At 60.1% G+C, this 25,680-nt stretch carries 22 protein-coding genes and 1 tRNA gene; 8 read left to right on the top strand and 15 right to left on the bottom strand.

Annotation, left to right across the window (positions count from 1 at the left end):
* Position 1: 1 nt before the first annotated feature.
* The 5 genes from GOQ25_RS15870 to GOQ25_RS15850 form a co-directional block, all read right to left on the bottom strand.
* Positions 2-361 carry an NADH-quinone oxidoreductase subunit A gene (locus tag GOQ25_RS15870; RefSeq protein WP_160351453.1) on the bottom strand — a complete coding sequence of 120 codons (360 nt, stop codon included), beginning with the start codon at positions 359-361 and terminating at the stop codon, positions 2-4.
* 211 nt (positions 362-572) lie between these two features.
* Entirely contained in the window at positions 573-1,688 is a 1,116-nt protein-coding gene (locus tag GOQ25_RS15865) for a porin (RefSeq protein WP_160351452.1), read from the bottom strand.
* Between the two features lie 209 nt (positions 1,689-1,897).
* A complete protein-coding gene (locus GOQ25_RS15860) occupies positions 1,898-2,710 on the bottom strand; it encodes a phosphatase PAP2 family protein (protein ID WP_236844616.1) in 813 nt (270 codons plus the stop codon).
* 28 nt (positions 2,711-2,738) lie between these two features.
* A complete protein-coding gene (locus GOQ25_RS15855; protein WP_160351451.1) occupies positions 2,739-3,626 on the bottom strand; it encodes a metallophosphoesterase in 888 nt (295 codons plus the stop codon).
* 15 nt (positions 3,627-3,641) lie between these two features.
* Positions 3,642-4,595, bottom strand: coding sequence for a diacylglycerol kinase family protein (locus GOQ25_RS15850; RefSeq protein WP_160351450.1), 954 nt, complete (start codon positions 4,593-4,595; stop codon positions 3,642-3,644).
* Between the two features lie 146 nt (positions 4,596-4,741).
* Here GOQ25_RS15850 and GOQ25_RS15845 point away from each other — a divergent pair, with 146 nt between their 5' ends.
* Positions 4,742-5,878 (top strand): MFS transporter, encoded by a 1,137-nt coding sequence (locus GOQ25_RS15845; RefSeq protein WP_202109506.1) that lies wholly within the window; start codon positions 4,742-4,744, stop codon positions 5,876-5,878.
* A gap of 132 nt (positions 5,879-6,010) precedes the next feature.
* Here the strand turns inward: GOQ25_RS15845 and GOQ25_RS15840 are convergent, their stop codons facing one another.
* On the bottom strand, positions 6,011-6,355 hold the full coding sequence (locus GOQ25_RS15840) for a hypothetical protein (RefSeq protein WP_160351448.1): 345 nt from the start codon (positions 6,353-6,355) through the stop codon (positions 6,011-6,013).
* 348 nt (positions 6,356-6,703) lie between these two features.
* Between GOQ25_RS15840 and GOQ25_RS15835 the strand changes: the two genes are divergently transcribed.
* Positions 6,704-8,098 carry an APC family permease gene (locus GOQ25_RS15835; RefSeq protein ID WP_160351447.1) on the top strand — a complete coding sequence of 465 codons (1,395 nt, stop codon included), beginning with the start codon at positions 6,704-6,706 and terminating at the stop codon, positions 8,096-8,098.
* A gap of 149 nt (positions 8,099-8,247) precedes the next feature.
* Here GOQ25_RS15835 and GOQ25_RS19690 read toward each other — a convergent pair whose 3' ends face one another.
* The 3 genes from GOQ25_RS19690 to GOQ25_RS15825 all read right to left on the bottom strand — a co-directional run bounded on the left by GOQ25_RS19690 (position 8,248) and on the right by GOQ25_RS15825 (position 11,924).
* Entirely contained in the window at positions 8,248-8,382 is a 135-nt protein-coding gene (locus GOQ25_RS19690; RefSeq protein ID WP_255448252.1) for a hypothetical protein, read from the bottom strand.
* A 1-nt stretch (position 8,383) separates the two neighbouring features.
* Positions 8,384-9,592, bottom strand: a complete 1,209-nt coding sequence (locus GOQ25_RS15830) for an MFS transporter (RefSeq protein WP_160351446.1) — start codon at positions 9,590-9,592, stop codon at positions 8,384-8,386.
* Between the two features lie 154 nt (positions 9,593-9,746).
* Positions 9,747-11,924 (bottom strand): ankyrin repeat domain-containing protein, encoded by a 2,178-nt coding sequence (locus GOQ25_RS15825; RefSeq protein ID WP_160351445.1) that lies wholly within the window; start codon positions 11,922-11,924, stop codon positions 9,747-9,749.
* An 867-nt stretch (positions 11,925-12,791) separates the two neighbouring features.
* On the opposite strand from GOQ25_RS15825, the gene GOQ25_RS15820 reads away from it, so the two are divergent.
* Positions 12,792-14,018 carry an MFS transporter gene (locus tag GOQ25_RS15820; RefSeq protein WP_160351444.1) on the top strand — a complete coding sequence of 409 codons (1,227 nt, stop codon included), beginning with the start codon at positions 12,792-12,794 and terminating at the stop codon, positions 14,016-14,018.
* 24 nt (positions 14,019-14,042) lie between these two features.
* Here the strand turns inward: GOQ25_RS15820 and GOQ25_RS15815 are convergent, their stop codons facing one another.
* Positions 14,043-15,032, bottom strand: coding sequence for a 2-dehydropantoate 2-reductase (locus GOQ25_RS15815; RefSeq protein WP_160351443.1), 990 nt, complete (start codon positions 15,030-15,032; stop codon positions 14,043-14,045).
* A gap of 65 nt (positions 15,033-15,097) precedes the next feature.
* Between GOQ25_RS15815 and GOQ25_RS15810 the strand changes: the two genes are divergently transcribed.
* The 3 genes from GOQ25_RS15810 (at position 15,098) to GOQ25_RS15800 (ending at position 19,761) form a co-directional block, all read left to right on the top strand.
* Complete coding sequence (locus GOQ25_RS15810; protein WP_160351442.1) at positions 15,098-15,646, top strand: GNAT family N-acetyltransferase; 549 nt, start codon at positions 15,098-15,100, stop codon at positions 15,644-15,646.
* 54 nt (positions 15,647-15,700) lie between these two features.
* Positions 15,701-16,930, top strand: a complete 1,230-nt coding sequence (gene chrA / locus GOQ25_RS15805; RefSeq protein ID WP_160351441.1) for a chromate efflux transporter — start codon at positions 15,701-15,703, stop codon at positions 16,928-16,930.
* Between the two features lie 341 nt (positions 16,931-17,271).
* Complete coding sequence (locus tag GOQ25_RS15800) at positions 17,272-19,761, top strand: ankyrin repeat domain-containing protein (protein WP_160351440.1); 2,490 nt, start codon at positions 17,272-17,274, stop codon at positions 19,759-19,761.
* A gap of 273 nt (positions 19,762-20,034) precedes the next feature.
* Here GOQ25_RS15800 and GOQ25_RS15790 read toward each other — a convergent pair.
* Positions 20,035-20,109: transfer RNA gene (locus GOQ25_RS15790), tRNA-Arg, on the bottom strand.
* A gap of 347 nt (positions 20,110-20,456) precedes the next feature.
* On the opposite strand from GOQ25_RS15790, the gene pbpG reads away from it, so the two are divergent.
* Complete coding sequence (pbpG, locus tag GOQ25_RS15785; protein ID WP_160351438.1) at positions 20,457-21,581, top strand: D-alanyl-D-alanine endopeptidase; 1,125 nt, start codon at positions 20,457-20,459, stop codon at positions 21,579-21,581.
* A gap of 79 nt (positions 21,582-21,660) precedes the next feature.
* On the opposite strand, the gene GOQ25_RS15780 is transcribed toward pbpG, so the two are convergent.
* From GOQ25_RS15780 to GOQ25_RS15765, 4 genes are all read right to left on the bottom strand, one after another.
* A complete protein-coding gene (locus GOQ25_RS15780) occupies positions 21,661-22,239 on the bottom strand; it encodes a DJ-1/PfpI family protein (RefSeq protein WP_160351437.1) in 579 nt (192 codons plus the stop codon).
* A 107-nt stretch (positions 22,240-22,346) separates the two neighbouring features.
* On the bottom strand, positions 22,347-22,835 hold the full coding sequence (gene ybaK / locus GOQ25_RS15775) for a Cys-tRNA(Pro) deacylase (RefSeq protein ID WP_160351436.1): 489 nt from the start codon (positions 22,833-22,835) through the stop codon (positions 22,347-22,349).
* A 20-nt stretch (positions 22,836-22,855) separates the two neighbouring features.
* Positions 22,856-23,803, bottom strand: a complete 948-nt coding sequence (gene xerD / locus GOQ25_RS15770; RefSeq protein ID WP_160351435.1) for a site-specific tyrosine recombinase XerD — start codon at positions 23,801-23,803, stop codon at positions 22,856-22,858.
* A 3-nt stretch (positions 23,804-23,806) separates the two neighbouring features.
* Positions 23,807-24,682 (bottom strand): LysR substrate-binding domain-containing protein, encoded by an 876-nt coding sequence (locus GOQ25_RS15765; RefSeq protein WP_160351434.1) that lies wholly within the window; start codon positions 24,680-24,682, stop codon positions 23,807-23,809.
* Positions 24,683-24,853: 171 nt separating this feature from the next.
* Between GOQ25_RS15765 and GOQ25_RS15760 the strand changes: the two genes are divergently transcribed.
* On the top strand, positions 24,854-25,680 hold an 827-nt coding region (locus GOQ25_RS15760; protein WP_255448251.1), incomplete at its 3' end, for a thiamine pyrophosphate-binding protein.

The following is a 25,680-nucleotide window of genomic DNA, read 5'->3' as shown; positions in this document are numbered from 1 at the left end:
ATTATTCCCAATCCAGCGCGCCCTTCTTCCATTCGTAAATGAAGCCAACCGTCAGAATCGCCAGGAAGGCCATGACCGTCCAGAAACCGACGAGACCAACCGTGCCTTGCGCGATCGCCCACGGGAACAAAAACGCGATTTCGAGATCGAACAGGATGAACAGGATGGCGACCAGGTAATAGCGCACATCGAACTTCATCCGCGCGTCTTCGAAGGCTTCGAACCCGCACTCATACGGCGAAAGCTTTTCTGCGTAAGGGCGACGAGGCCCGAGCAGCGAACCCGCCGTCAGCAGTGCAAACCCGATCAGGGTAGCAACCACAATAAACAGCAGGACGGGGAAATACTGTTCCAAGTTCATCTTTGGCGTCCGTCAAATGCGCAAACCTTCAGATTGTAGCATTTGCAAGGTGACTGTCCGCTGAACCCCCCATACCAAAATCGTAATACCAGGGGTCTTGCGCAATGGGTAAAGATCATGAAAAAAGCCACCCCGAAAGGTGGCTTTTGGCGAGCGGGCGCGAACCCGCTCACGCGCTCGATATCAAGCGAGGCTTGCGCCCCGCAATCGATTAGAAGCGGTGACGAACACCAACACCAACAGCGGTGCTCTTCAGATCGTCGTAGAACGCGTAGTTCTTGGCGTACGAACCGTAAGCGTACAGGTTGGTACGCTTGGACAGGTCGTAGGTGTAGCCCAGCGAGAAGATGTTCATCTTCTCGTCGGCGCCCGATCCCTTGCCGGCCAGACGGTCGTTGCTGGGATCAACCATTTGCCACGAACCGAACAGCTTCGAAGCACCACCGATCGGAGCGCTCAGGCCGACCATGTACGAGTTGGCCTTGAAGTTGTTGGCGAATTCCATGCCGTAGCCGACGGTGCTGATTTCGTCGTTGCCGTTCACGCCCATGCTGCTGAACCAGCCGTCGGTCGTGCGAGCATAAGCCAAGCCCAGCTTGACAACTTCGAAGTCATACGACGCGCCGATCGAGTACTGACGCGGCTTGACGTTGGCGTCGGTGGTGTCGCTGCCCGGGTTCAGCTGGTCGTACGCGAAAGCGACGTTCAGCGGACCGTTGACGTAGCGGATACCGGCGGTGATGGCACGGGTGTTGTTGTTGGTCTTGAAGTCGTTTTCCGACACAGCGTCAAACGCGTAGCCAACGCCAACTTGGAAGCCGCTGAACGACGGGGTTTGGTACATGACCATGTTGTCGTAGCGGACGGTGTTGGCAGCGCTCAGGGCCATACCGATGTTGGCTTGACCGAAGCCAGCGCCGAACGGGTCGATCGAACCGAAGTACTTGGAGGCGATGTTGGTTTGGCGACCCAGGTCCAGACGGCCCCAGGCTTCGCTTTGCAGACCGACGGTAGCTTGACGGCCGAACAGACGACCACCTTGAGCGGAGCGACCGTTACCCGAGTTGAAACCGCTTTCCAGTTGGAAAACAGCTTGCAGACCATCACCCAGATCTTCGGTGCCACGCAGACCCCAACGCGAGCCATTTTGCACGCCATTGATCATGCCAAAGCGGCTGCCGTTTTCGATGCCGTGCTTGGAGCCACCGCTGATTTTGTTGTAGCCGAGACCGGTATCGATGATGCCGTACAGCGTCACCGAGGTTTCTGCCTGGGCCACGCCAGCGAAGCCAGCGAGCAGAGCGGCAGCGAGCAGAGTCTTTTTCATTTAAGAAATCTCCGTTGATATGAGTGACAAGGGCACAGGACGTTGCGAATTACCTAGGCCCCCCTAACTCCGCGAAGGGAAGTTGACGCTATTGCATCAAAAATCCCTCGCACTGGCTATGGTTGCCTTCAGAAAGTAGATCAATGGCCGTCCAGATGTTGGTATCCCGCAACAAACCACTGCACTCGGCCAGTTCTGCGCCACACCGTCTACGCGTTTTCCCTAGCGGGTTCAAACCGGGTATCGGCGGCCGGATTCGCGCGCGCCAGAACGCCCGGCCCGGCCACCGCCAGACAAAGCGCGAGCCACGCCAGGCTCAGCGAAAAGCCCGCCATCACGTCGCTGGCGTAATGAACCTGTAGCAACACGCGACTGACGCCTATGGCGCTAATCAGCATCGCCCCAAGAATCAGGCAAAGCCGCCGCTGTGGGGCCGGCAAATGGCGCGCGAGGATGAGGCAGATACAACCGTACACCGCCATGGATCCCGCCGAGTGGCCACTGGGGAAACTCCATCCGACCTCCACGGCATAGCCATGCAAATGCTCGGGCCGCGCTCGCTGGAGCGCGTGCTTGACGATAAGGGTGAGCATCCCCGCGCCGCCCGTGGCGACGGCGAAGGTCATCGCCAGACGCCACTCGCGCCGCAGCAGCAGCCCCAGCACCAGCACGCACGCCAGCAGCGCCAGCCAGTTCCGGTTACCCAAAGAGGTAAATAGCGCCAGGCACCGCAATAACCCGTCCGGCAATGAACTTGCAAACCCGGAAGCCAGCGCCTGATCGAAACTCGCAAGACCGCCCTGCCGGACCATCATCAGCGCCAGCATGACAAATGCGCCGGTGCCAACACCGCACACCGCCAACCAAAACGGGCGCCACCCCCACCGGAATGGCAATCCGCGCGGCCCGCTGACCGCCCCGACGAGCACGCCCGCGGTCACGGGCACGCCGAACACAACCGCCCACGGACAAGTCGTGAGCCACAGCTCCCATCCGTGCCACCAGGAGGGCTCGACCATCATTGCGGGACACCCGTACGCGACTTAATCGTCATCGACTCCACCTCGTGACATGCCGAGTAACACAGTCGAATGCCTTCTTGTCCTCGTCATAGTCCCACCGCTGGATCGCGCAATTGTGCCGGCCCGCCGCCACGGCGTGATCGATCACGTTGACAGAGTTCGGGATGCCCCCGCGCACTCGGCGGGACAACGCCGTGCCAGCCTGAACCACCCAGGCCTGCCGTGTTCCAGGCGGCCGCTCACTGAGCGCTTCATCATGGGCCAGCCCGCCCTCCTCGAGAATCTCCCCGACAGGCAGCGAGGCGCTGGCCAGGCTGGTCTCGCCTAAAGCCGGCATGACGTAGGGCAGATGGATGTGCCCGCCCAGAATCAGATCAGCCCCAGCCTCCACCCATGCGGGAACGGCCTTTTCTCGGCCGATCAGCAGATTCTTGCGATCATGCTCGACGGCGGCTCTGACGGGGTGATGCAGCACCACGATCCGTAAACAATCCGGATGGGCCCGCCGCAGACGTTGCGCGACACGGGTGATCTGGTGCGCATCGACCTGACCTCTTTCATGCCGCGTGGGCCGCGTGGAATTCACGCCAATCGCCAGCAGACCCGGTGTTTCAAACACCGGCTCAAGCGTCGCGCCCATCGCCCGACGATACCCGCCGTAGGGATTGAGCAATCGCGCCACCACGTTGAACAATGGGATGTCGTGATTGCCCGGTACGGCCAGGACAGGGCGTTCCAGGGCCTGGACAAAGCTGCGCACAGCGGCAAATTGGCTGCGCCGCGCCCGTTGCGTCAGGTCGCCACTGAGCAGCACCAGATCCGGTTGCAAGTCATGCGACAGGTGCAGCAGCGCCTGCACGACGGGTTCAACTTCGGTACCAAAATGGGGGTCGGAAATTTGCAGAATCCGCGTCATTGATATTCCGGCTGGTCAGGCGCGCTCGGCCTGCATGGAAGGCGGCGGCACCAGCAAATGCAGGGGCTGCTCGGCGACATTGAATTCCAGTGGCGTATCTATCCAAAATATTTCGCCGTCCAGGGCAACCTTGACGCGCCGGCCGGGCCGCCCGACACGGACGGTCAGCTTTTCAAAGCCAAAGCTGAAGACATGCTCGGCCTCCCCCAGGCGGCTGAGCCAGCCACGCAGCACAAGGCCATAGAGCCCCCAGGTCCCGATAGGCTTGGATCCCATCGCGACGAGTTTGCCCCGATTCAGATCGTCCACCTCGGGAATACCAATCTGTTCGAGCTGCAGTGCGTTGTTGCCCACCACAATGGTCGGCGTACGTAACTTCCGGGTCTGTCCCTCGTATTCCAGCACCAGGGAAAGTTGCCGGTGCGCGCGCGCCAGGGTGACCAGCGCGGACCACACCGCCACGAGGCGACTGCGCCCATAGCGCTGTTTGTAGGCTTCGCGATCCGCAAGCAACTGGGGATACAGGCCCAGGCTGGCGTTGATGAGAAACGTACGTCCATTGACCACGCCTACCTGCACCGGCTCGGGCTGCGCTGCCAGCAGGCAGCGCGTGGCGAGTTCAGTGTCCTGCGCAATCCCGTAGGTGCGACCGAAATAGTTGAAGGTGCCCTGAGGCAGGATGCCGAACGGCAATCCACTACCAATGACGGCCTGCGCCACCGCGCTTAACGTGCCATCGCCACCCGCGGCCACGACGATGCCACCCTGCTCGCGAGCGCGTGTGACGGCTTGCTGGGCGACAGCAGGCAGCTTGGCACCCTCGTCGACGGGCATCAGTTCATAACGGCGCCCAGCCTCGTCGAGCACCCGCTGGATGGTCGCCTGAACGTCTTGCGCATCATCGCGGCCGGAACCGGTATTGAGCACAATGAAAAACGGCTCTTGGCCGGACAGCTGAGTAGGATTCATGCCACAAAGATAGCCTGGGGTTCGACCAGCAGGCAAGCCGCATAGGACTAAAATCCTCGCTGAGCAGACTTCCCCGCTACGCCGTGCCCCCCTCCGACGCCCCATTCAGTTTTCGAAAAATCGCCATCCCGGCCTTTGGCCCTTCGATGTGCTTTGGCGTCAGCAACGGGGCGATGTTGCCCGTTGTGGCGCTCAGCGCACGCGAACTCGGCGCCTCGGTGGCGATGGCGAGTCTTATCGTCGCGCTGATCGGCATCGGATCGTTGGTCAGCAACATCCCGGCAGCGATGATCACCTCGCGTTATGGCGAGCGTCGCGCCATGATAGGCGCGGGCATGCTGAGCATGCTGGCGCTGCTGTTGTGCATCGGCGCCCCGAATGCGTGGGCGCTCGCCGTCGGGGTGTTCTTTATCGGCATGGCGTCGTCGATCTTCATGCTGGCGCGCCAAAGCTACATGATCGATGCGGTACCGGCCTATATGCGGGCGCGCGCGTTATCGACCTTGGCGGGAACCATGCGTATTGGCGCATTCGCGGGGCCATTTGGCGGTGCGGCCTTGATGCACTTTCTGGGTCTGGAGGGGGCTTACTGGTTCGCGATGCTGGCGATGGGCGGCGCCACGCTGATTGCCTATCACGCGCCCGACATGGCCCCGCCGGAACGCCAGCCCGGCAACCCAAGCCGGACCAAATATCGCATCATCGACGTCGCGCGCGAGCACCATGAGGTGCTGCTCACGCTGGGCTTGGGGATTTTGATGGTCAGCGCGGTGCGTTCTTCGCGCCAGGTGGTCATCCCGTTGTGGGCGGACTACCTGGGGATGAGCCCCAGTACGACGTCGATCATCTATGGACTGGTGGCCGCCATTGATATGTCGGTGTTTTATCCCGCCGGCAGTTTGATGGACCGACGCGGACGGCTCTGGGTCGCCGTGCCATCGGCACTGCTGATGGGCGTGTCTCTGATTGGAACGTCGTTGACCACTGGCCTGGTCGGCTTTGTGTTAATGGCCTTACTGCTGGGGATGGGCAATGGCATAGGCTCCGGGATCGTCATGACCCTGGGTGCGGACGCCGCGCCCAAGCAAGGCCGCACCGAATTTTTGGGACTATGGCGCCTCGTGTCGGATATGGGCACGAGTGTCGGACCGGTGGTATTGTCGGCTGTGACTGCGGCGTTCACGCTCACGCTGGCGGTGGCTACGATGGGCGCGTTTGGACTGGGAGCGGCGGCGGTGTTTTGGCGTTGGCTTCCGCGTTCCAATCCGTCGGCTCAAAGCTGACGAGGGAGTCGCAAAAACAAACCCCGTCAGCACGAGGCGGCGGGGTTTGCGCGACACACATTCGAATAACGGAGTCGATCCAAACCGCGCCCGTCTGTCTAGTTACAGGCTCGGACGCGGCCAGCGGGCTGCTTACTGCTGTTGCGCCTGGTAGGCGTAGTCCGCCTCGTGTTTCGCCAGCCTCAGCAGCAGCAACATGCAAGCCAGCAAGCCCGCGCCGGCAAGCACCCACCCCGTTTGGCCCAGCGCCGGCACCGCTACCAGCGGAGCAGCCAAACCGGCCAGCGGCGCCAACAGCATAATCATCCAGAACGCCGCACCGCCTCGGCGAGCGGGCGTCGCCGCCTGCGCACGGTGCACCACCGTGGCGGTTGCCCGTTGATAGGCTTTTGCTCGCTGCGTCTTGGCGCGGTACGTCCGTATGGTCCGCCCGCCTCTGCCGCGTTCACGCACGAAATCACCGTAAACCACTGCCATATGCGCCTCCTAGCTCTACGCCTATGCGGGCACGGCGCCCACATAGCTCTGGCCTGGCACTTCAGCGTGGCCGGGCTTCTGCCGCCCCGGTCCACTAAAACACCAGTGTGTTAGTCACCAACTGCTGTTAGGCATAGAAATACACCACATCCGCAGGATTAGCAATCCCATTGAGATCAGAAAAGCCTACAAAACGCAATGCGACAGATTGACGCACCGGTTTTCATAGGGACCGCGGCGGTGTGCGCGGAAACGTCTAGTAATTTGCCGTGACATCTCAGGAATCACGCCAGTGGGCATCCCGAGACATACTTTTACGCAAGCTTAAATAACTAGAGGAGAGCGAGCATGTCTACGCAAGATAGCCCAGAACCCACAGAATTGAAACGGGTAATGGGCCCTAAGTTGTTATTGCTGTTCATTGTCGGCGACATTCTTGGCACGGGGATCTATGCCCTGACGGGGCAAGTCGCGCAGGAGGTCGGTGGCGCGGCGTGGGCGCCGTTTTTGGTGGCGTTCGCGGTGGCGCTGCTGACGGCCTTCTCCTATTTGGAACTGGTGACCAAATACCCGCGCGCTGCGGGCGCGGCGCTATATGTGCATAAGGCTTTCGGCATCCATTTCCTGACGTTTATCGTGGCTTTTACGGTCATGTGCTCCGGGCTGACGTCGGCGGCAACCGCCTCCCGGGCATTTTCGGCCAATATGTTCGCGGTATTTGGGATGGGCGACGACGCGACACTGGTCACCATGGGTGCGTTGGGATTCATGGTACTCGTCATGATTGTCAATTTCCGCGGTGCATCCGAGAGCGTCAAGGCCAACGTCGTGCTGACGCTCATCGAGTTAAGCGGCTTGCTGCTCGTGATCCTGCTGGGTTTTTATGCAATGAGTAAAGGCCAGGCAGATTTCTCACGCGTGGTCGCCTTCGAGACACCCGAGAATAAAAGCGTGTTTCTGGCCGTGACCTCGGCAACGGCGCTGGCATTCTTTGCCATGGTGGGCTTTGAGGACTCGGTAAACATGGCCGAGGAAGTGCATGCCCCGCACAAAATTTTCCCCAAGGTCATGCTCACCGGCCTGGGCATCACGGCGGTGATTTACGTTTTAGTATCTATTTGTGCCGTGGCGCTGATCCCCGTGGGCGAGCTGGCCGCGAGTTCTACGCCACTGGTGCTGGTCGTGGAGCGCGCCGCGCCCGGCTTGCCGATGGATAAGATCATGCCGGTCATCTCGATGTTCGCCGTCGCGAACTCGGCGCTGATTAATATGATGATGGCTAGTCGCCTGCTCTACGGCATGTCGCGCCAAAACGTGCTGCCGAAGTTCTTGTCCTACGTGCACCGACGCAACCAGACGCCTTGGGCGGCGATCGTGTTTACGACCATCCTCGCCCTGGCCCTGATTCTGCTGGTCTCTTCGACCAACTCCAAAGCCATCAGTGCGTTGGGCGGCACCACCGCACTGCTCTTATTGGGCGTGTTCGCGTTTGTGAATATCGCGGTACTGGTGTTGCGCCGCGACCGCGTGGAACATACGCACTTCAAAGCCAACACGGTTCTGTCGATCGTTGGCGCGGCGGCCTGCGTGTTCCTGGTGACACCCTTGACAGGACGCGATGTCATCCAATACCAAGTGGCGGGATGGTTGCTAGCACTGGGCGTGGTGATGTGGGGACTGACAGTGCTGTTCCAGCGCAATCAGCCGCACCGGCTCGATCCCGAGCGATTGAACGAAAGATAAGCAGCGCACGCGATCCGAACAAGGGCGCGCGTCTACCGGGGAGGAGGCGCGCGCCTTTGTTCATTTACCGCCCACGGGGCGAGATGCTTCGGCGGGGACGCGGGCGTCACAGTGGGGATCTGCATGCGGCGTCGTGCCGCATGGCTGTGTTAGAAGCCGCACATCGCAGCTAAGGTTTCCCAATTCAGTTGCAGCTCGGGTTGGGAATACCCGAGAAAGCCCAGCGCGAGCACGGCCACGAGCAGAAAACCACCCAGCACTCGCCAGAAACGTGAGCGTTTCATCTCAGCTCGCCGCGTTCGCCATGGCGGCGCGCGGTGCCAGCGACTGTTCTTTCACCGGCAAACACAACAACGCCGCGATCAGGGCCAGCGCGATACCGATCCACCACATTAAGTCGTAGTTGCCGGTGCTCGCGTAGAGGTATCCCCCCAGCCACACGCCCACGAAGCTGCCGACCTGGTGGCCCAAAAAGACGATGCCGGACAACGTTGCCGCATATCTCAGCCCATAAATCTGGCCGATAAGCCCCTGGGTCAGCGGTACTGTGCCCAGCCAGAATAAGCCCATCCAGCCGGCAAATACATAGAGCACCCAGGTCGACAGCGGCATTACGAGAATCAGCAACATGCCAAAAGCGCGCAGGCCATACATGGCCGCCAACAAGCGCTTTTTGCTGTATTTGCCGCCAAGTTTGCCGGCGTAGAACGAACCCACCACATTGAACAGACCGATCAACGCGATAGCTGTAGCGCCTTGGCTGGCCTGCAGCCCTTCGTCGGCCACGAAAGCGGGCAAGTGCAGCGTGATGAACGCCGTGTGAAATCCACAGACGAAGTAGCTGCCCGCCAGAAAATGAAATGACGGGTGGCGCAACGCTTGCCGGATCGCCGCGGTCAACGACTGCCCGCCCACCTGGGCGCCCGGTTTACCGCGCAGAAAATACGCCATCGGAATTCCGGTTGCGGCGAATAAGGACAACGCCCACAAGGCGCCCGTCCAATCCAGGCCACTGATGAGCAACTGGCCGGCCGGCACAATCAGAAACTGTCCCATCGACCCGCCGGCGCTCGCGATACCCATCGCGGTACTGCGGTAAGCCATGGGCACTGATCGCGCCACGACGGGCAGAATCACAGGAAAGGTTGTGCCTGCCTGTCCCAAACCCACGAGCAAGCCCGCTGTCAGATACAAGCTGGCTTCATCGGTCGCCAGACGTGTCCCGATCATACCGGCGGCATAGAGGAACGCGCCTAGGGCGATCGTACGCCCGGACCCATAACGATCCGCCAGCATCCCCATGAAGATGGACGAAATGCCCCAGACCAGGTTCTGCAGCGCGAACGCCATGGAGAACACATCGCGCCCCCACCCGTGCTCCAGCGCCATCGGCTGCATAAACAACCCAAACGTGGCCCGCACGCCCATGGCGAGCAGAACAACAAACGTGCCAAGCCACACTGTGCGCAGCGAAATGGACTGAGATTCGGACATCTGAATTACCAGAGGATGATCTGGAAACGGGGACGCGTGGCGCGCCGGCGTACCAAGGATTGATGATGTTTTTGGCGACATCATATACAACCTATCACCACGCGGGGGCTGAGCCCATGAGCCGAGCCTGGGTATCCCGCCATCCAGCACGCAATCACTTCGGCGAGATCACCACCTGCGAGCCGGCTCGTCCTTGATCGAACTCTCTGGCCCATGCGGGCGCCAACGTTGCTACGGCGATGGCGAGCTGGTTGGCGGCGTCTTGTTCGAGCCGCGCTGCCTCGCGGTCGCCGCCCTGCGTATGCTGCGCGGCGTTCTGTATCAACCGGTTCATCGCCGAGGCGAGATCACCCCCTGCATCGATGACATTCATCGCGGTATTGCGATGATGTGCCCGGGTGAGATCCATCAAAGGTTCCGCGGTGGGCAGGCCGAGCGCGATCAAGGTCTTCAAGCGGGCCAGGTTTTCCAAGTGCTGCCGGTCGTGCGCGAGGAGCTCGATCACGCCATTAACGTCCACATCGGCCACGAGCAGGAACTGCAACGCCGCCCGCTTGGCAAAATCAGGCGTGCCTTCACTTAAACGCAGGAGAGCGTCGCGCCCTAGCGCGGGATGATCGCTCAACAGCCGCTTTGCCGCCCCGATTTCGCCATAGCCCTGCGCCTGCCGCAGCGCATTGGCAAGATCGGCGCCCATGAGCATGAGCAAATGCGGGACTGTCGGATCAAAATGGCCGAAGATGTGCTCACGATGGCGATACGCCAGCATGAGCGTGACATCCAGATCGATATTCCATGCAATCAATCGGCCGGCGGCTTCGTGCCGACACCCCGCGAGCAACCTGAGCAGTGCGCGCGGACCATCCGCCCCCAGCGCGAGAAGCTGCGAGGCCAGTTCCTGATCGTTAGCGGTCGCTGCTTCGATCAGTTCGTCGCTGCCATCGGTCAAGGCAGGAATGAATGCGCGCGCCGTCTGCATGTCCCCGCCGCGCACAAGCTGGATAAGAATGTCCGTAGAAACGCCATGCGTCAACACCAGTGCGCGCGCGGTATCCATATCGCCGGCCCGCACGAGATCCAACAACACACTGCGGGTATCCATGCCCGCCTTGATCAAGACATATCTCGCCCCGACATCCCAATCGGCGTTCAGCTCCTTTAGCGCCACGGAGGGATCGGCACCCAGCTCGAGCAGCAAAGCGGCATCAGGCACGTTGCCGTTGAGGGCTACCCTCAGTAGGTGAGCATTCTTTTCGTCGGCAGACAAATTGGCAAACAAGGCCCTGCGCCGGGCCAGTTCGTCCAACACTATCACGGTATCGCGGGCAGCCAGCAAGGAGGTATCGGCGCCGGCGGCGTGCAAAAGCCTTATCTTCTTATATCTCTCAGGGGAGATCTCGCGGTGTACGCCAGATGGCCCCAGTTCGCGCAGCACCTCTTGCGTGGACACACCCGCCTGAATCAAAGTTCTCGCGGCCTTGAGGTCACTCTCTCGCACGATGCTAATCAAGTCGTTGGGATTGACGCGGCCCGCGTCTATCAGCACACGTAGCGCTTCTACATTTCCGCGTTCCGCCAGGCCCCGACAATAGTGAGCACCCTCGATCATGTGCGGGGCGAGCACCTGCATGGCGGCGATCTCGCCACTGTTGGCCAGTTGCAGCATCGAGTACGAGTCGTAACCGAACGGTCGACAATGCTTGCTTTGCTGGGCCATCAGGTACGCGACGGCGTCGTTCATGCCGTCTTTGGCCAGACGCGTCAGGGCTTGCGGGACGTCTGCGCCGCCTTTGATCAACGTCTCCGTAGCTGCACTGTCGTTGCGCAGCGCCGCCGCTATCAGGGCAGCGCTGCTTTGAGCGCCGAGCAACGGCAGTATCCTGATCGCCTGCAACCACCCATGCTCGACCGCGACATCCAGAGCCATGGACATGTCGGCGCCGAACGCTCGCAGGACTTTTACGGACATTGCCTGAGGGGCGACCTGCATGTGGTGTTGAACGGCCCGGGCCAGCGCGATGGAAGGATTCGCCCCCGCGCTGATGAGCTGGGCGGTGGCTTGCAGATGACCGCGGGCGGCCGCCTGTACTAACGCCTCGACTCTGTCGTCATGCACGCCGGCGGTCAGCAATGCGTCGACTAAAAAAGGAAGATCATGACCAGCTTCGATCGCGATCTTTAGAGGGGTATACCCCATGTCATCGGGTTCATTGATCAGCGACAGCATCCAGGGCTCAGAGCCATGCGTGAGGTGGAGGACAATCGCATAACAACCGCTCTGGATGGCGTGATGCAAGCAATTCTGGCCCCCATCGAATCGTAGTGTGGCCATATGCTGGCCAAGGAACGTCGATGCTGCGATAAAACCTTGAAGGTCGTCGTTGGTTAGGGCATTTACCACCGCTCGGCGCGCGTCTTGGGTCGCGGCTTCGATGGGATCAGGCGAGGTCGGGGCAGAGATATACGCAGAAAGTTGAGGGAGGTGATTCAGATGGAAAGGCATGAGGTGATGCTGTAAGGAGGGTAAATCGTCTGACGAGCGATGACCAATACCCGCCCTCTCCAATCCATCATGCCTTATTGAATACAAATCGGACCAAAAGAAAGGCTAACCGTTAGCTCTTTGCCACATATCACCGCCGCATGGCGAGCAAAGCAGCATGCAGCAGTGGAGTCCAGAGAACGGATGCAACCCCACCGTAATGGACGCGTCTACTAATGAATACTCCCGCCAAAAATATCGTCGCCCGTCCCACCAAAAATTCCGCGGACCGTGTTATCGACCTCGGCGCAACGCCTCTGTATCGCCAACAGTGCATGAAAACGCATAGCGGGTATTTCCAAACCGAGTTCGGCGCTCGCAGCGATATGCCTCATCGCGGCCATTAGTTCATCCAGCGCAGCGTAAGCAGGCATAGCGTCCCCTGAGAGATGGTGGAGCATTATTCTGGTTAACCCCGCCCATGCCCACAATAAGTAAAAGTCGGGATGGATAGATTTGGCACTCCTTTGTGCAGCATACGTCTGGCGATTTCCACAGTAGGACGACCCGATACCAACCACTGGACCGCGACGACATACATGCAATCATGTCTAGCTAGCGGTATGCTTGACGACGTATCAGCAAATGGCGATTTCCGGTGCCAACGGGAAGCCGTCATCGCCATCTTGAATCCGCACGGCCTCCCCTACCTTGGTCATGTCAGACAAACCTTTTTCCGCACTGCGCCCTGCCCTGCCGATCCTGATTGGCGCGTCTGTCATGCTCTCCCTGTCGATGGGACTGCGCCAGAGCCTCGGCATTTTCCTGCCACCGCTGACTCGGGACCTGGGCATCTCGGTCAGTGAATTCACCATCGCCATCTCGGTACAAAACCTGTTTTGGGGCATTCTTCAGCCATTTGCCGGCGCCCTGATCGTGAGGCTGGGATTCCGGCCAATGATGGCAGGCGGTGCGCTGCTCTATCTGTTGGGCATGATTCTGCTGGCCACGGCGCAAGGCGTACTCAGCCTGATTCTGGGTGCGGGTCTGGCAGTCGGTGCCGCATTGGCCGCGACGGGCAGTGCGGTTGCCATGGCCGCGGCAACCCGACCGGTTTCACCGAAGGCGCGAAGCCTGACATTGGGCATCGTCTCGGCAGCCGGCTCTTTGGGCGCCATGCTCGCCGCGCCCCTCGGCCAAACCGTGATACAGGGATGGGATTGGCGCGCCGGTGCAGTGTCCTTCGTGATTTTGGCCGCCTTCATGATTCCCGCCGCTTGGTACGCAGGCAAGGTCGATCGTCTGCCTCGGCCCGCGCCCCCACTTGGAGGTGATCTCAGTGCGAGTCAGGCACTGTCGGTCGCCATGAAGAATTTGCCCTTCGTCGTGATGGCGGTCACGTATTTTGTCTGCGGTATGCAGCTCGTATTCCTCACGACGCATCTGCCTACCTATCTGGAATTATGCGGTCTGGACCCGATGCTCTCGGCGAAGGCGCTGGCCACGATCGGCGCGTTCAACGCCCTGGGCAGTCTGTTTTTTGGCTGGGCCGGGGGCCGCTGGAACAAGCTGATCCTGTTGGGGCTGATCTATGTGCTGCGTTCGCTGGCTTTTGTCTGGTACTTCTACGCGGTGCCCACGCCCACGACCACGCTGGTTTTCGCGGCAGTGATCGGGTTCTTGTGGTTAGGTGTGGCGCCCCTGGTGTCCGGCTGGATCGCCGAGACTTTTGGGCTGCGATGGCAAGCGATGCTGTCGGGGGTGGCCTTCTGCCTGCATCAGCTTGGCAGCTTTACCGGCGCCATTGGCGGGGGATTGGCGTATGACCTGCTTCATAACTACACGCTGGCGTGGCAGGTGGGCGCGGGCATAGGCCTTACCGCTGGGGTGGTCCAGATACTGACGGCCTATGCGACACGCCCGCGCCGGCTGGCACCGGCGTAATCCCTGCCGTCTTCGCGTTGTTGATCAGCTTTGCGGATACAGGCCGTGCGTTCGCGCGAACAAGCGGGCAAGTCCAAAGAGCGCGTCGATATTGGGCGTCGCGACCCCGACGTGGCTTGCGATCTCGCGTACGGTGCCCACTAGCGCATCGAGCTCAAGCGGTTTGTTCGCGCCCACGTCCTGCAACATCGACGTGCGAAACGCCCCCAGACGCCGCGTTGCCTCGAACCGCTCCTCCGGTTGGGCAGTCAAGGAGATGCCCAGGCGCTCGCCAACTTCGCGGGCCTCGTTCATGCAGCGCGCCATGAAGTCGCGCACCAACGGATCGTCGACGATCCGGTCCCCCGTGGCGCCGGTGATGGCAGAGATCGGATTGACCGTCATATTGCCCCAGAGCTTGAACCAGATGGTTTGCTGGATGCTTGGCGCCGCATGAACATCGAACCCCGCGCCTTTCATGTCGGCCATGATCGCGGCGCATCGGTCGGAATGTGCGCCGCCCGTCGGCTCACCGAACGTGAATTTCGGGTTCGGCGCGTAAGCGACAGTGCCGGGTTGCGGCGTGGTGGCCGAGAGATTGCTGACGCAGCCGACCACGCGCTCTGCGGGAATCGCCTGACTGACCAAGCCACCGGGGTCAATGGATTCGATGCGCTGGAGATAAGCGGGATTAACGTCCAAGCCATGATAAAACCACCAAGGAACGCCGTTCATGGCCGAAACCACCACGGTGCGTTCGTGCACGAGCGCGGCAATGTTTTCTGTCACCGACGCGATCGCTGTGTTCTTGACGGTCAGAAAAATAACGTCTTGCGGGCCGAGGGTCTCGGGTTGGTCCGCGACCTCGAGCTGAACGACATCTTCACGTCCGTCGCATATCAGCTTTAGCCCGCGCTTGCGAACGGCGCTTAACGTGTCACCACGAACCAGGCCGGACACAGGCAGACCAGCCCTCGCCAACCGGCCACCGATGAGCCCCCCGACCGCACCGAGACCATAGATGCAATACTTCATTTTGCCCCCATCTCCTGCACTAAATATGGCGCTATTCTATTTTGGTTACCCGGAGCAGACTATCAATGGCCCACGTGCGTGAAATCGAGACAGACAGGCTGATGCTGCGTCAGTGGAGAGATTCGGATTACCCTCCCTATGCATGCATGTGTGCTGAGGCAGAAACCATGCGTTATTTTCCAAGGGTTCTTTCAGAAGAAGAAAGCTTTAGCATGGCCGAACGCAATCGCGCACTCATTGATGTGCGCGGATGGGGATTATGGGCAGTAGAGTACAAACTCACTAAACAATTCATCGGCTTTCTGGGGCTGCACGTCCCAACGGTTGAATTACCTTTCTCCCCATGTGTGGAGATAGGCTGGCGGCTCGAACGCCATCATTGGGGAAATGGTCTTGCGACCGAAGGGGCTAAAGCGGTTCTTGATTTCGCGTTTGATGATTTAGCTTTGCCGGAAGTTGTTTCCTTTACCTCGTTGAACAACAAGCGATCGGAACGGGTTATGCAAAAGCTTGGGATGGTCCGTGACGCGTTGACTTTTCAACATCCTGCTCTCCCTGAAGGTCATGAACTTAGAGAGCATGTTTTGTATAGAAAGAAGCACCCTGGACGGTGAATTGGCACTGACCAAGACCCGTATCCGGCAGTTCACTGGCAGGACCACACACACATGACAAGCTCGTCCGACACCGTACAGCACGAAGCTGTAGCCCCGCGCGGTTCAACCGCTGAAGTCTTTGGCGCCTTTTTGAAGCTGGGGTTGACCTCCTTCGGAGGGCCGATCGCGCATCTGGGCTACTTTCGTACGGAGTTTGTGCAGCGCCGCCGCTGGCTGGATGACCGCAGTTATTCTGATCTGGTCGCGTTGTGCCACTTTTTGCCGGGGCCGGCCAGCAGCCAAGTGGGCATGGCGCTAGGGCTGGGCCGCGCCGGCTGGTTGGGATTGATGGCGGCGTGGGCAGGATTCACTTTGCCATCGGCCATCGCCCTGATCCTGCTCGCCTTCGGTATTGCTCAGTACCAGGAACTGGCCCAGTCCGGATTTGTGCATGGTCTCAAGGTGGTCGCCGTGGCCATCGTGGCGCAAGCGGTATGGGGTATGGCCAAGTCCTTGTGTCCCGATCGACCCCGCGCTGCCATCGCTGTGTTGGCGGCACTGCTAACCCTGGCCCTACCCTCGGCGGCGGGACAGATCGCTGCGATCGTGTTGGCAGGACTGCTGGGATCGTGGATGCTAAAGATTTCGCAATTTGATGGGGTGCAAACCCACAGGTACCCGGTATCGCGCAAGCTGGGCGTTGTCGCGTTGCTGCTGTTTGCAGCATTACTGCTAGCGCTGCCCATGTGGGCGGCTGCCACGGGCTCCTCCGTGATCGCGCTGCTGGACGGCGTGTACCGGTCCGGCGCGTTGGTCTTCGGTGGCGGACATGTCGTGCTACCGCTGCTGCAATCCACCGTAGTGCCCAGCGGTATTGTCAGCAACGCCGATTTCCTGGCTGGCTATGGCGCAGCGCAGGCCGTGCCGGGTCCCCTGTTCACGTTTTCGGCTTATCTGGGCGCGGTCGCCCATGGCCCCCTGCATGGCTGGCTGGGCGGCTTGGCTCTGTTGGGGACCATATTCCTCCCAGGAATGCTCATCCTGGTCGGCGCACTACCGTTCTGGGAAGCGCTTCGTCACCGCGCGGGGATTCAGACGGTCATGGCGGGTATCAATGCCGGCGTAGTGGGTATCCTGGCGTCGGCGCTGTATGACCCGGTATGGACAAGCACGATCCACAGTAGGGCCGACTTTGGGCTGGCGTTGTTCTCGTTCGGGCTGCTGACCATCGGTCGCGTGCCGCCAGCGATCGTCGTGCTGGTCGCCGGTTTGGCGGGGTGGATGATGGCGATGGGCAATTGAAGATTGATGACTGCCGGCCTTACTTGCGCCGGCACGCGCATTCGCTCTGTCAACGTAGATTCGTTTGGTCTGCTTTTTGGTCTAGGGCGCCAGCAAATGCAATCTATTTTTACGATATGCCTGATGATCCGCAGCGGATTGCGATAGACCCCACCATGCTGCCGGCAGAGCGAGGTGCAAGCCGCCAACCTTGGCTCATTGGCGTCAGATCCCAGCACGCAGCTCTGCCTCGGCAGAGGTAGCCACCAGCCAGCGTACTCCGTCGGCTCGCTTGAGAAGGGCTCGGTGCGGTTCTCCGCATCTATTGCCGTCCCACACCCACCCGCTCAAGGAAAACGTACATGAATAATGGCTTCACTATTTTGCCCCACGGTCTCGTAGCCTCGCACCACACCCCGGTAAATCATCAAGTAGGGTGGCGTGCTCTGCCCGGCGCGTTGTCTGCCGCCGTAAAACACGATGATCTCGACGCGTTCAAATCGCTGGTGGATCAGGCCCCCAGCACATGGGGGGTCTCTGTCGACACGTGCCGTAAGCGATATTTCCTAGCGGCTGTCCAAGCGGGCAGTCTGAAGATCGTGCGGCACCTGATCGAGCGGTGCGCCGGCAATGTGGTCCATCAGCGCGACAGTCATGAGCGGGCGCCGTTGCTTCACGCCGTGTGTGCGCCTACGCGTCAATCAGACGGCAACCTGCCGCTGGTCGAGACGCTTATCGCGGCCGGCGCACGTGACGGCCTGTCGAAGGCCCTGGCATACGCTGCCGATGGCGGCCATCGTGCGACCGCAAAGCGTTTGATTGAGGCGGGCGCAGACGCGGTGCTGGCCCTTGCATTGATCGCGCACATCATTGAAACACGGGCAGCGACCGGCGTCGCAGCCGTTCCGGACAATGCGCCCACTACACAATCGATTCACGGCGCAAAGTTCTTGATGTCGTTAGGGGTAACTCCCGGTGCCGCCGCATTGGAGACGATCAAATCTAAACTGGCCGGCCTGCGCACCCTGATCTTATTGGGTGCGCCCGGGGCTGACCTGCTCGCCGAGGCCGCGTTGAATGAAAGAAAGTTCGCCGTGCAGCAATTGGTGGACAGCGGCGCGGATACAGTCAGCACCCTGATAAAGCTCATTACCATCCCACAGGCCTATGCTGCCGAAAGGGTTCGGAATCCTGTCACGAAAACCAGGCGGTTCGCAGCGATCGAAATGTTGACTACAGCCAGCGAGCGCGCCACAGGCACGCCAACGAACATCGTTTCAGACGCATTGATCCGGCTCGCCAACAGCCGGAATCTGCCAGCCGTAGACGCAATACTCGATTTCGCCCGGCCCGCCGACTGGGTTCGCCTCTTGCGAACACGCGATTACGATGCAATCCGGACCATGGACAAGGCACGCCACTGGCCATATCGAATCCAACTCATGTTCCAAGAATGTCTGCGCCAGAACGATTTGGGTGCGATCAAAGCTTGGGTGGAATCGGGCAACGATGCCAATAGACCCCTCTATCGCGCTGCCGTCAACGGCATGAAAGATGACTCGGAAAGGGCCAAAGCCATCGATTACTTAATCGCCGCCGAGGCGTATCTAGATAGAAGGAAAAAATATGTCATCGAAAGAATGGATCAAAACTATCAAGAGAACGCGGTTCTCCTTCATCAGGCAGACGACGTGCAACGCGCTCGGCTGTTCAACGCCGTCGACCGCGCTGACGTGCTGCTAGTTTCGTTGCTGCTACGTCAGCAAGCAGACGTGTCAGCGACGATCTCGGAGGTCCTGAAGCACTGCATTAATCTTCCCCTCGATACTCTGATTCGTTCTGGTGTAGCGAGCGGTGAATGGCTGAAGAGTCGTGTGAAAGTGGGCGATACCTCGATAGGATATCCCTCTTCCGAACTGTGTAACCCGGCCGAAGATGCTTTGTTCGACCTTGTCCGCACGGCAGACTACGATACGGCCAAGAGATTCATCCCGAATCTAACGGACGGTATGCGGGCGCTGGCCGAGGCTGCGAGGAGGGGTGACATGTCCATCGCAAAACGGCTCATTGAGCTCGGCGCTAATGGGCCCGCTGCATTGGTGTTGTGTCTCAGACGTAACGAGCTTGAGGCCGCGAGCCGATTAGCGGGCTGGGGCGTCGATCTTACTGACGCGCTGTGTAGCTCCCTCGGAGCTTCGGATTTTGGGAGTCCCGCCAGCAATGCAGCGGTGCAGCTTCTCCGTCGATTAGGGGCCGACATCTCGCGGGCCCTCCTGCTCGGCGTCGAGCGGGGCTCGATGGTGAGCACGGCGGTCTTTGTATGTCACCGGTCGGCGGCTCATCGGGCCCTGGGTTTGCTGGTGCGAGACGACAGCTTGCCTATGTCCGTCAAGCAGGTAAGGGTACAAAGTCTGTTAACGATGGGGATCGACAGCGCGCCATTGATGGAAGAGCTGGCTCGAGAAAGTCTTGAGACCACATCGGCTGCGGTCCAATTCGCAGCGTCAAACCATCTGAGGTTTCTAGTCGGTTTAGGACAAGCTCATATCGGGTTGTTCATGGACCTGGGCAAGAGAGGTGAGCGCCTCATCGCGCAAGAGATCATGGCAGCCGGGGCTGAGGATGGCACCGTAACTGATGCCATTCGTTGCCTGGAGGCGAATGGAGAGTTCGACGCAGCGAACGCGTTGAATTTCGCGCGGGAGATGGCGAAGACGGCTCCTGGGAGTGGCGATATTTTCTTGGACGAGGTCGTGAGCGATCCTTACCCCCTGGTCTGGGAAGAATTACTCACCCAACATGACGACCATCAAGTTCGTGGGGGCTTTCCCTTCGAAGGCGGCCCGTTCTAATATGGTCAGCACGTTGCGTAGCGCCAGCCAAAACTTTGGGCGTCTCAGCAGCCCGCTACGACAGGCCGTGCAAGCTGTCGGCGTATCGGCCGACGCTGTCAAAGCCTACCTGAAAGAGACCTGACGTGAGGCTTTCGGATGGTGGGCCCGCTCGCCAACCTCTTCATTAGGCATCCGCCGTCGACGGGGCAGAAAAACCGCCGCCAAACTGCAATCCAGAGTCACGGCGGGACCACGATTTGGGCCCGATTTTCACTTAAGTGACTGTTTTTATGGCGTCTCCGACAGGAATCGAACCTGTATCTAGGACTTAGGAGGTCCTTGTTCTATCCATTGAACTACGGAGACGAACCAAGCGCCGGATTGTATCGCTTTTCGGCAAAACAAAACCGTCCTACTCCTCAGAATCGGACGAATCGCCAGATACAATAGCAAGCGAAGTGATAGCTGTCCGTCCCCGCTGAGCCGGAACTTCGTTCTCAGGCGAGTGCCGGCTTAGACACCTCGCCACCGCATGAACTGGCGCCGAGCCACGCCATCATTCGAAATGTTGCAAACAAGGACTTGCTTTACAGTTCCAAAAACTGTTTAAATTTCGCTCGTAAGTCTATAATTTGGCTGAATTTTCCCCGGCTCCGCTCAAACCACCCCCCTGACCCGCCCCGGTCGCGCACCCTTTTTGTTTCGGTTGTCTTATGGTGTTTTTCTGGAAACGCGCCGTTGCAGCGTCTTTAGTGCCTCTAGCGATGGCGCTCGCCAGCGCCCTGCCCGATACCGCGCAGGCGGCCAAAAACACGACATGCAAGACCAACAGTAGCGCGGCCAACTGCAAGACTGCCAGCAAAAAGACCGCCGCTAAACCGGCCAGCGGCAAGGCAACAAAATCCGTAGCCACCAAGAGCAGCGGCTCGGCTAAACCGACAAAGAAGATAGCTTCAGCCACCAACACGGCCAAGAAGAAATCTCACAAGAGCACCATCATCGCGCGTCAGCGTACGGTGGCGGCGGCCAGCGCGGCAGCCGCCCTGCCCGCTGCCGAAGCGTCGATCCGCGATGAGATCCGCGCGCTGCGCTCCAGTACCGCCTATGTACAGGACCTGGAAACGTCGACTGTCCTGTTCGCCAAGAACGAAGACGTGGTGCGCCCGATCGCCTCGATCTCGAAATTGATGACCGCGCTCGTGGTGGTCGATTCGAACCAGCCCATGGACGAGGTGCTGGAGATCACCAGCGAAGACGTCGATACGCTCAAGCACACGACGTCGCGCCTGCAGATCGGCACGCGGCTCACGCGGGGCGACATGCTGCATCTGGCGCTGATGTCCTCGGAAAACCGCGCGGCCCATGCGCTGGGGCGCAATTATCCTGGCGGCATCCCTGCTTTTGTCCGCGCAATGAACAACAAAGCGCGCTCGCTGGGGATGTCGAGCACGTACTTCATCGAGCCCACGGGGCTATCCAGCCAGAACGTCTCATCGCCGCACGATCTGGCCCGCCTGCTGCGGGCGGCGGCGCAGCGGCCTTTGATTCATCGTTACTCGACCGACGACGAATATGAGGTCGATGTGGCGAATCGTACCCAGATTTTCCGCAACACGAATCTGCTCGTGCGCAAGCCGGACTGGGACATCAAGGTATCGAAGACGGGCTTTATCAACGAAGCGGGCGAATGCCTGGTGATGCTCACGCGCATCAATGGCCGTGATCTGGCGATCGTGCTGTTGGATTCGCAAGGCAAGTATTCACGCATTGGCGACGCGGTTCGACTGCGCCGCATTCTGCAGAACGATGTCGCGATGCTGAAATTGGCGCGCATGTAGGCCGACGAACCGCGCGGCGTGCGCTGACGGCTAGACACATCGACTTGCCGCCAGCTCATCGGCCTTCCGCCGTCTTCCGCTAATGGGTGATCTTCGTTCCTAACAATTCCAAGAACTGTGCGATCCACGCCGGATGCGCGGGCCAGGCAGGCGCGGAGACCAAGTTGCCATCGGTGTGTGCCTGATCGATAGCGATATCGGCATAGGTGCCGCCAGCCAGCTTGACCTCGGGCGCGCAAGCCGGATACGCCGAGCATGTGCGCCCCTTCAGTACACCGGCAGCCGCGAGCAACTGCGCGCCATGACATACCGCGGCAATTGGCTTGCCCGCAGAATCGAATTGCTGAATGATTTCCAGCACACGTTTGTTCAAGCGCAGATATTCGGGCGCGCGTCCACCGGGAATGACCAGCCCATCGTAGGCCGTCACATCCACCTGCTCAAAGTCATGCGTGAGGGTGAACTTGTGCCCTGGCTTTTCGCTATAAGTCTGGTCGCCTTCAAAGTCATGAATCGCCGTGGCGACTTTATCCCCCGCTTTTTTATCCGGGCAGACCGCGTGGACGGTATGTCCGACTGCCTGCAGGGCCTGGAACGGCACCATGGTTTCGTAGTCTTCGGCGTAATCACCCACCAGCATCAACAGTTGTTTGCCCATCGTCGTCTCCCAGGAAAGTTCGACACACTCCAGTTATATACCAGTCGTGCTCATTGCAAAATGCCCGCAAGCGGCGCTCCCAATGCGGTGGCCATACCCGCGAGCGTCTACTCCAATGCGACGGACACGGGCTTGGCGTCGAGCAGCGTGGTCAATACTTTGGGATCGATACCCACCAGATACCCGCGTCGGCCACCATTGATATAGACAACAGGGTAGTCGAGCACGCTTGCCTCCACCCACACGGGCATCCGTTTGCGCGTGCCGAATGGCGAGGTGCCGCCAACCTGATAACCAGAGTGCTTTTGCGCAACTTCTGGATGGCAAGGCGACACTTTTTTATGCCCCGCCTGGCGCGCGAGATTCTTGGTGGAGACTTCGCGGTCGCCGTGCATGATCACGACCAGCGGATGCGCGGCCTCGTCTTCCATGATCAGGGTTTTTACGACCGCGTGCGGTTCCAGACCCAGTTGCCGCGCGGCTTCCCCAGCGCCACCGTGATCGATGTACTCGTAGGTGTGTTCGGTATAAGCGACTTTATGCTTTTTCAGCCACTGCGTGGCCGGGGTTTCGGATACGTGGCGGGCTTTGCTCATGACAGAAATCGTGATCTAAATCAGGTGGGAGGAAGCGTGGTCGCGCGCGGATGGTGGGCCGCGTGCAGGGCCTTGAGCCGTTCGCGCGCCACGTGCGTGTAGATCTGCGTTGTCGAAATATCGGCATGGCCCAACAGCAGCTGCACCACGCGCAGATCGGCGCCATGATTGAGCAGGTGGGTGGCAAAGGCATGGCGCAGAACGTGCGGCGAAAGCGGCGCGTTGATCCCGGCGATGATGGCGTATTTTTTGATCAATTGCCAGAACGCCTGCCGGGACATGGGCTGCCCACGCCCGGTCAAAAACAGCGCGTCACTCACGCGCGCGCCAGCGAGTTCAGGCCGCGCTGTTTGCATGTAACGCGCAATCCAATGCGCTGCCTCCGCGCCTAGCGGCACTAGTCGGTCTTTGCCGCCCTTGCCCATCACGACTCGCAGCACGCCTTCGTTGAGGCTGAGCTCCAGCACTTTGATATAGACCAGTTCGGACACGCGTACGCCAGTGGCGTACAAGGTTTCCAACATGGCGCGATCACGTAGCCCACGAGGTGTGTTTAAGTCCGGCGCCGCGAGTAACGCTTCAACCTGGGCTTCTGAAAGCGTTTTGGGCGTGCGAGGCGGCTGCTTGGCGGCACTAAGCGTCAAACAAGGGTCTTTGTCCGTGCGCTTTTCACGGAGTGCCCAGGCATAAAACCGCCGCAGCGCCGCCAGACGCCGGTTGGCGGTAGTGGCCCGGCTGTCCTCATGCCGGGCGGCGAACCATGCTTGGATATCCTCGGCTTTTACCTCGGCGAGTTGAGTTGCTTGGGTAGCACCGGCGTGTTGCGCGGGATCTTCCAGCCATTGCGCAAAGGCAGTCAGATCGCGCCGGTACGCCGACAGCGTGTTCTTCGCCAGGCCATCTTCCAGCCACACCGCATCGATAAAGGCGTCGATGTCCGCTTGCGAATTCAGAGGCGTGGGCGACATCGTCTAGGCCACCGATCGTAACCATCGCTCAAAGAGCTTCAAAGCCTCTGAGCGTTCATCGCGCTGGGAATAGCCAAAGTAATAGCCTTGGACCACGCTTAGCACCTCGGGCACGGGCTGCACGAGCTTGCCGGCTTCGAGCGCGGGCTGCGCGAGAAAATACGGCACCAACCCCACACCCAGCCCCGCTTCTGCCGCCGCCAACATCATGGTAAACAAGTCATAGCGGGGCCCCCCCGCGGCGTGCGGCCCGTAATTCAGATGATTCGCGCTATACCAAAGCCGCCAGGCATCCGGGCGCGAGCTCAAGTGCAGGTGCGTCAGACCCGTCAGACCGTCTTCCTCGCGGCGCGGCAAATGTGGGGCGCAAACCGGCACCAATTCTTTTTCAGGGAATAACAGCACGCCTTGGGTGCCCGGCCACAGACTGCTGGCGTGATAGATCGCCCCATCAAACGGCTGATCCTTGAACTGAAACGGCAAGGTGCGCACCGACAGGCTCACGGTGATGTCGGGATGCTGCTGCTGGAATGCGGGCAGACGCGGAATCAACCAAGTCGTCGCCAGTGTCGGGACCACGGCAATATGAATACTGCGGCCCATGCCGGTGCGGCTGACCAGGCCAAACGTATCCTTTTCAATCTGATCCAGGTGGTGGCGAATACGGCCTGCATACTCCGCCCCATGCTCCGTTAGCATAATGCGCCGCCGCACGCGGGTGAATAGCTGAACGCCCAGGCGCGCCTCCAGGCTGGCAACCTGGCGGTATACGGCGCTATGCGTCAATGAAAGCTCCTCGGCGGCACGGGAAAAGCTTCCTAGCCGGGCGGAGGCTTCGAACGCCTGCAAGGCGCTCAGATTGGGTATGCCATTGCGCATGAGTCAGAGTAAAAAGCAGCGGTGGCGCGACTGCCGGTCAGGCAATAGAACGTGCCGCCAAATCAATTTGTTGTGCAATTTTATCAATTGCCATGTGCAAGCGAGGAACATTATGCTCAACAGCCTACAATCGGGCTGTTTTATTAGCCCGTTACCATTTTTCAGCTTGCTATGACTACTTCGACTTCTACTGCACAAGCCCGGCTGGGCGGACATATTCTGGTCGATCAGCTGGCCGCTCACGGCGTCAAACACGTGTTCTGCGTGCCGGGAGAAAGCTATCTGGCCGTGCTGGACGGCTTGCACGACGCCAAGATCGACGTGACCGTCTGCCGCCAGGAAGGCGGCGCCGCCATGATGGCCGACGCCCACGGCAAGCTGACAGGCGAACCCGGCATTTGCATGGTTACCCGTGGCCCGGGTGCGACCAATGCGATGGCGGGTGTGCACATCGCCAAGCAAGACTCCACGCCGATGATTCTGTTCGTCGGCCAGATCGAACGCGGCATGCGCGAGCGCGAAGCGTTCCAGGAAATGGATTATCGCGCCGTCTTCGGCACGCAGGCCAAGTGGGTCACGGAAATCGATCAGATCGAGCGTATCCCCGAGCTGATTTCGCGCGCCTTTCACATCGCCACCTCGGGCCGCCCCGGTCCGGTTGTGATCGCGCTGCCCGAAGACATGCTGACCGAAACCGCGACCGTGCCGGACGCGCCGCGCTATGAAGTCATCGACAGCGCACCGACCGCGGGGCAACTCAAGCAGCTCGAACAATTGCTCGCCGAGGCCCGCTCGCCGGTCGCCATTCTGGGCGGCACGCGCTGGAGCGCCGAGGCCGTCGAACAATTCGCCGCGTTTGCCGAACGCCTGTCGCTGCCGACCGCGGTGTCGTTCCGCCGCCAGATGCTGTTCCCGGCCGATCACCCCTGCTTTATCGGTGACGTGGGCCTGGGCATCAATCCCGCGCTGCTCAAGCGCGTGGCCGATGCGGATCTGGT

This window comes from Bordetella sp. 15P40C-2 (assembly GCF_009763235.1).
In the GTDB taxonomy this organism is placed as follows: domain Bacteria; phylum Pseudomonadota; class Gammaproteobacteria; order Burkholderiales; family Burkholderiaceae_B; genus Bordetella_A.
Note: the sequence above shows the minus strand (reverse complement) of the source record. Positions and strands in the feature narration are given on the sequence as shown.

Excerpts from the sequence above, each read along its gene's own strand:
- GOQ25_RS15870 (WP_160351453.1), bottom strand. The coding sequence starts at position 361 with ATGAACTTGGAACAGTATTTCCCCGTCCTGCTGTTTATTGTGGTTGCT.
- GOQ25_RS19690 (WP_255448252.1), bottom strand. The coding sequence starts at position 8,382 with ATGAAACGCTCACGTTTCTGGCGAGTGCTGGGTGGTTTTCTGCTCGTG.
- GOQ25_RS15850 (WP_160351450.1), bottom strand. The coding sequence starts at position 4,595 with ATGAATCCTACTCAGCTGTCCGGCCAAGAGCCGTTTTTCATTGTGCTC.
- GOQ25_RS15815 (WP_160351443.1), bottom strand. The coding sequence starts at position 15,032 with ATGAAGTATTGCATCTATGGTCTCGGTGCGGTCGGGGGGCTCATCGGT.
- chrA (WP_160351441.1), top strand. The coding sequence starts at position 15,701 with ATGACAAGCTCGTCCGACACCGTACAGCACGAAGCTGTAGCCCCGCGC.
- GOQ25_RS15845 (WP_202109506.1), top strand. The coding sequence starts at position 4,742 with ATGTGCTTTGGCGTCAGCAACGGGGCGATGTTGCCCGTTGTGGCGCTC.
- GOQ25_RS15855 (WP_160351451.1), bottom strand. The coding sequence starts at position 3,626 with ATGACGCGGATTCTGCAAATTTCCGACCCCCATTTTGGTACCGAAGTT.
- GOQ25_RS15825 (WP_160351445.1), bottom strand. The coding sequence starts at position 11,924 with ATGGCCACACTACGATTCGATGGGGGCCAGAATTGCTTGCATCACGCC.
- GOQ25_RS15835 (WP_160351447.1), top strand. The coding sequence starts at position 6,704 with ATGTCTACGCAAGATAGCCCAGAACCCACAGAATTGAAACGGGTAATG.
- GOQ25_RS15810 (WP_160351442.1), top strand. The coding sequence starts at position 15,098 with ATGGCCCACGTGCGTGAAATCGAGACAGACAGGCTGATGCTGCGTCAG.
- ybaK (WP_160351436.1), bottom strand. The coding sequence starts at position 22,835 with ATGAGCAAAGCCCGCCACGTATCCGAAACCCCGGCCACGCAGTGGCTG.
- xerD (WP_160351435.1), bottom strand. The coding sequence starts at position 23,803 with ATGTCGCCCACGCCTCTGAATTCGCAAGCGGACATCGACGCCTTTATC.
- GOQ25_RS15820 (WP_160351444.1), top strand. The coding sequence starts at position 12,792 with ATGTCAGACAAACCTTTTTCCGCACTGCGCCCTGCCCTGCCGATCCTG.
- GOQ25_RS15830 (WP_160351446.1), bottom strand. The coding sequence starts at position 9,592 with ATGTCCGAATCTCAGTCCATTTCGCTGCGCACAGTGTGGCTTGGCACG.
- GOQ25_RS15800 (WP_160351440.1), top strand. The coding sequence starts at position 17,272 with ATGAATAATGGCTTCACTATTTTGCCCCACGGTCTCGTAGCCTCGCAC.
- GOQ25_RS15860 (WP_236844616.1), bottom strand. The coding sequence starts at position 2,710 with ATGATGGTCGAGCCCTCCTGGTGGCACGGATGGGAGCTGTGGCTCACG.
- GOQ25_RS15840 (WP_160351448.1), bottom strand. The coding sequence starts at position 6,355 with ATGGCAGTGGTTTACGGTGATTTCGTGCGTGAACGCGGCAGAGGCGGG.
- GOQ25_RS15865 (WP_160351452.1), bottom strand. The coding sequence starts at position 1,688 with ATGAAAAAGACTCTGCTCGCTGCCGCTCTGCTCGCTGGCTTCGCTGGC.
- GOQ25_RS15765 (WP_160351434.1), bottom strand. The coding sequence starts at position 24,682 with ATGCGCAATGGCATACCCAATCTGAGCGCCTTGCAGGCGTTCGAAGCC.
- pbpG (WP_160351438.1), top strand. The coding sequence starts at position 20,457 with ATGGTGTTTTTCTGGAAACGCGCCGTTGCAGCGTCTTTAGTGCCTCTA.
- GOQ25_RS15780 (WP_160351437.1), bottom strand. The coding sequence starts at position 22,239 with ATGGGCAAACAACTGTTGATGCTGGTGGGTGATTACGCCGAAGACTAC.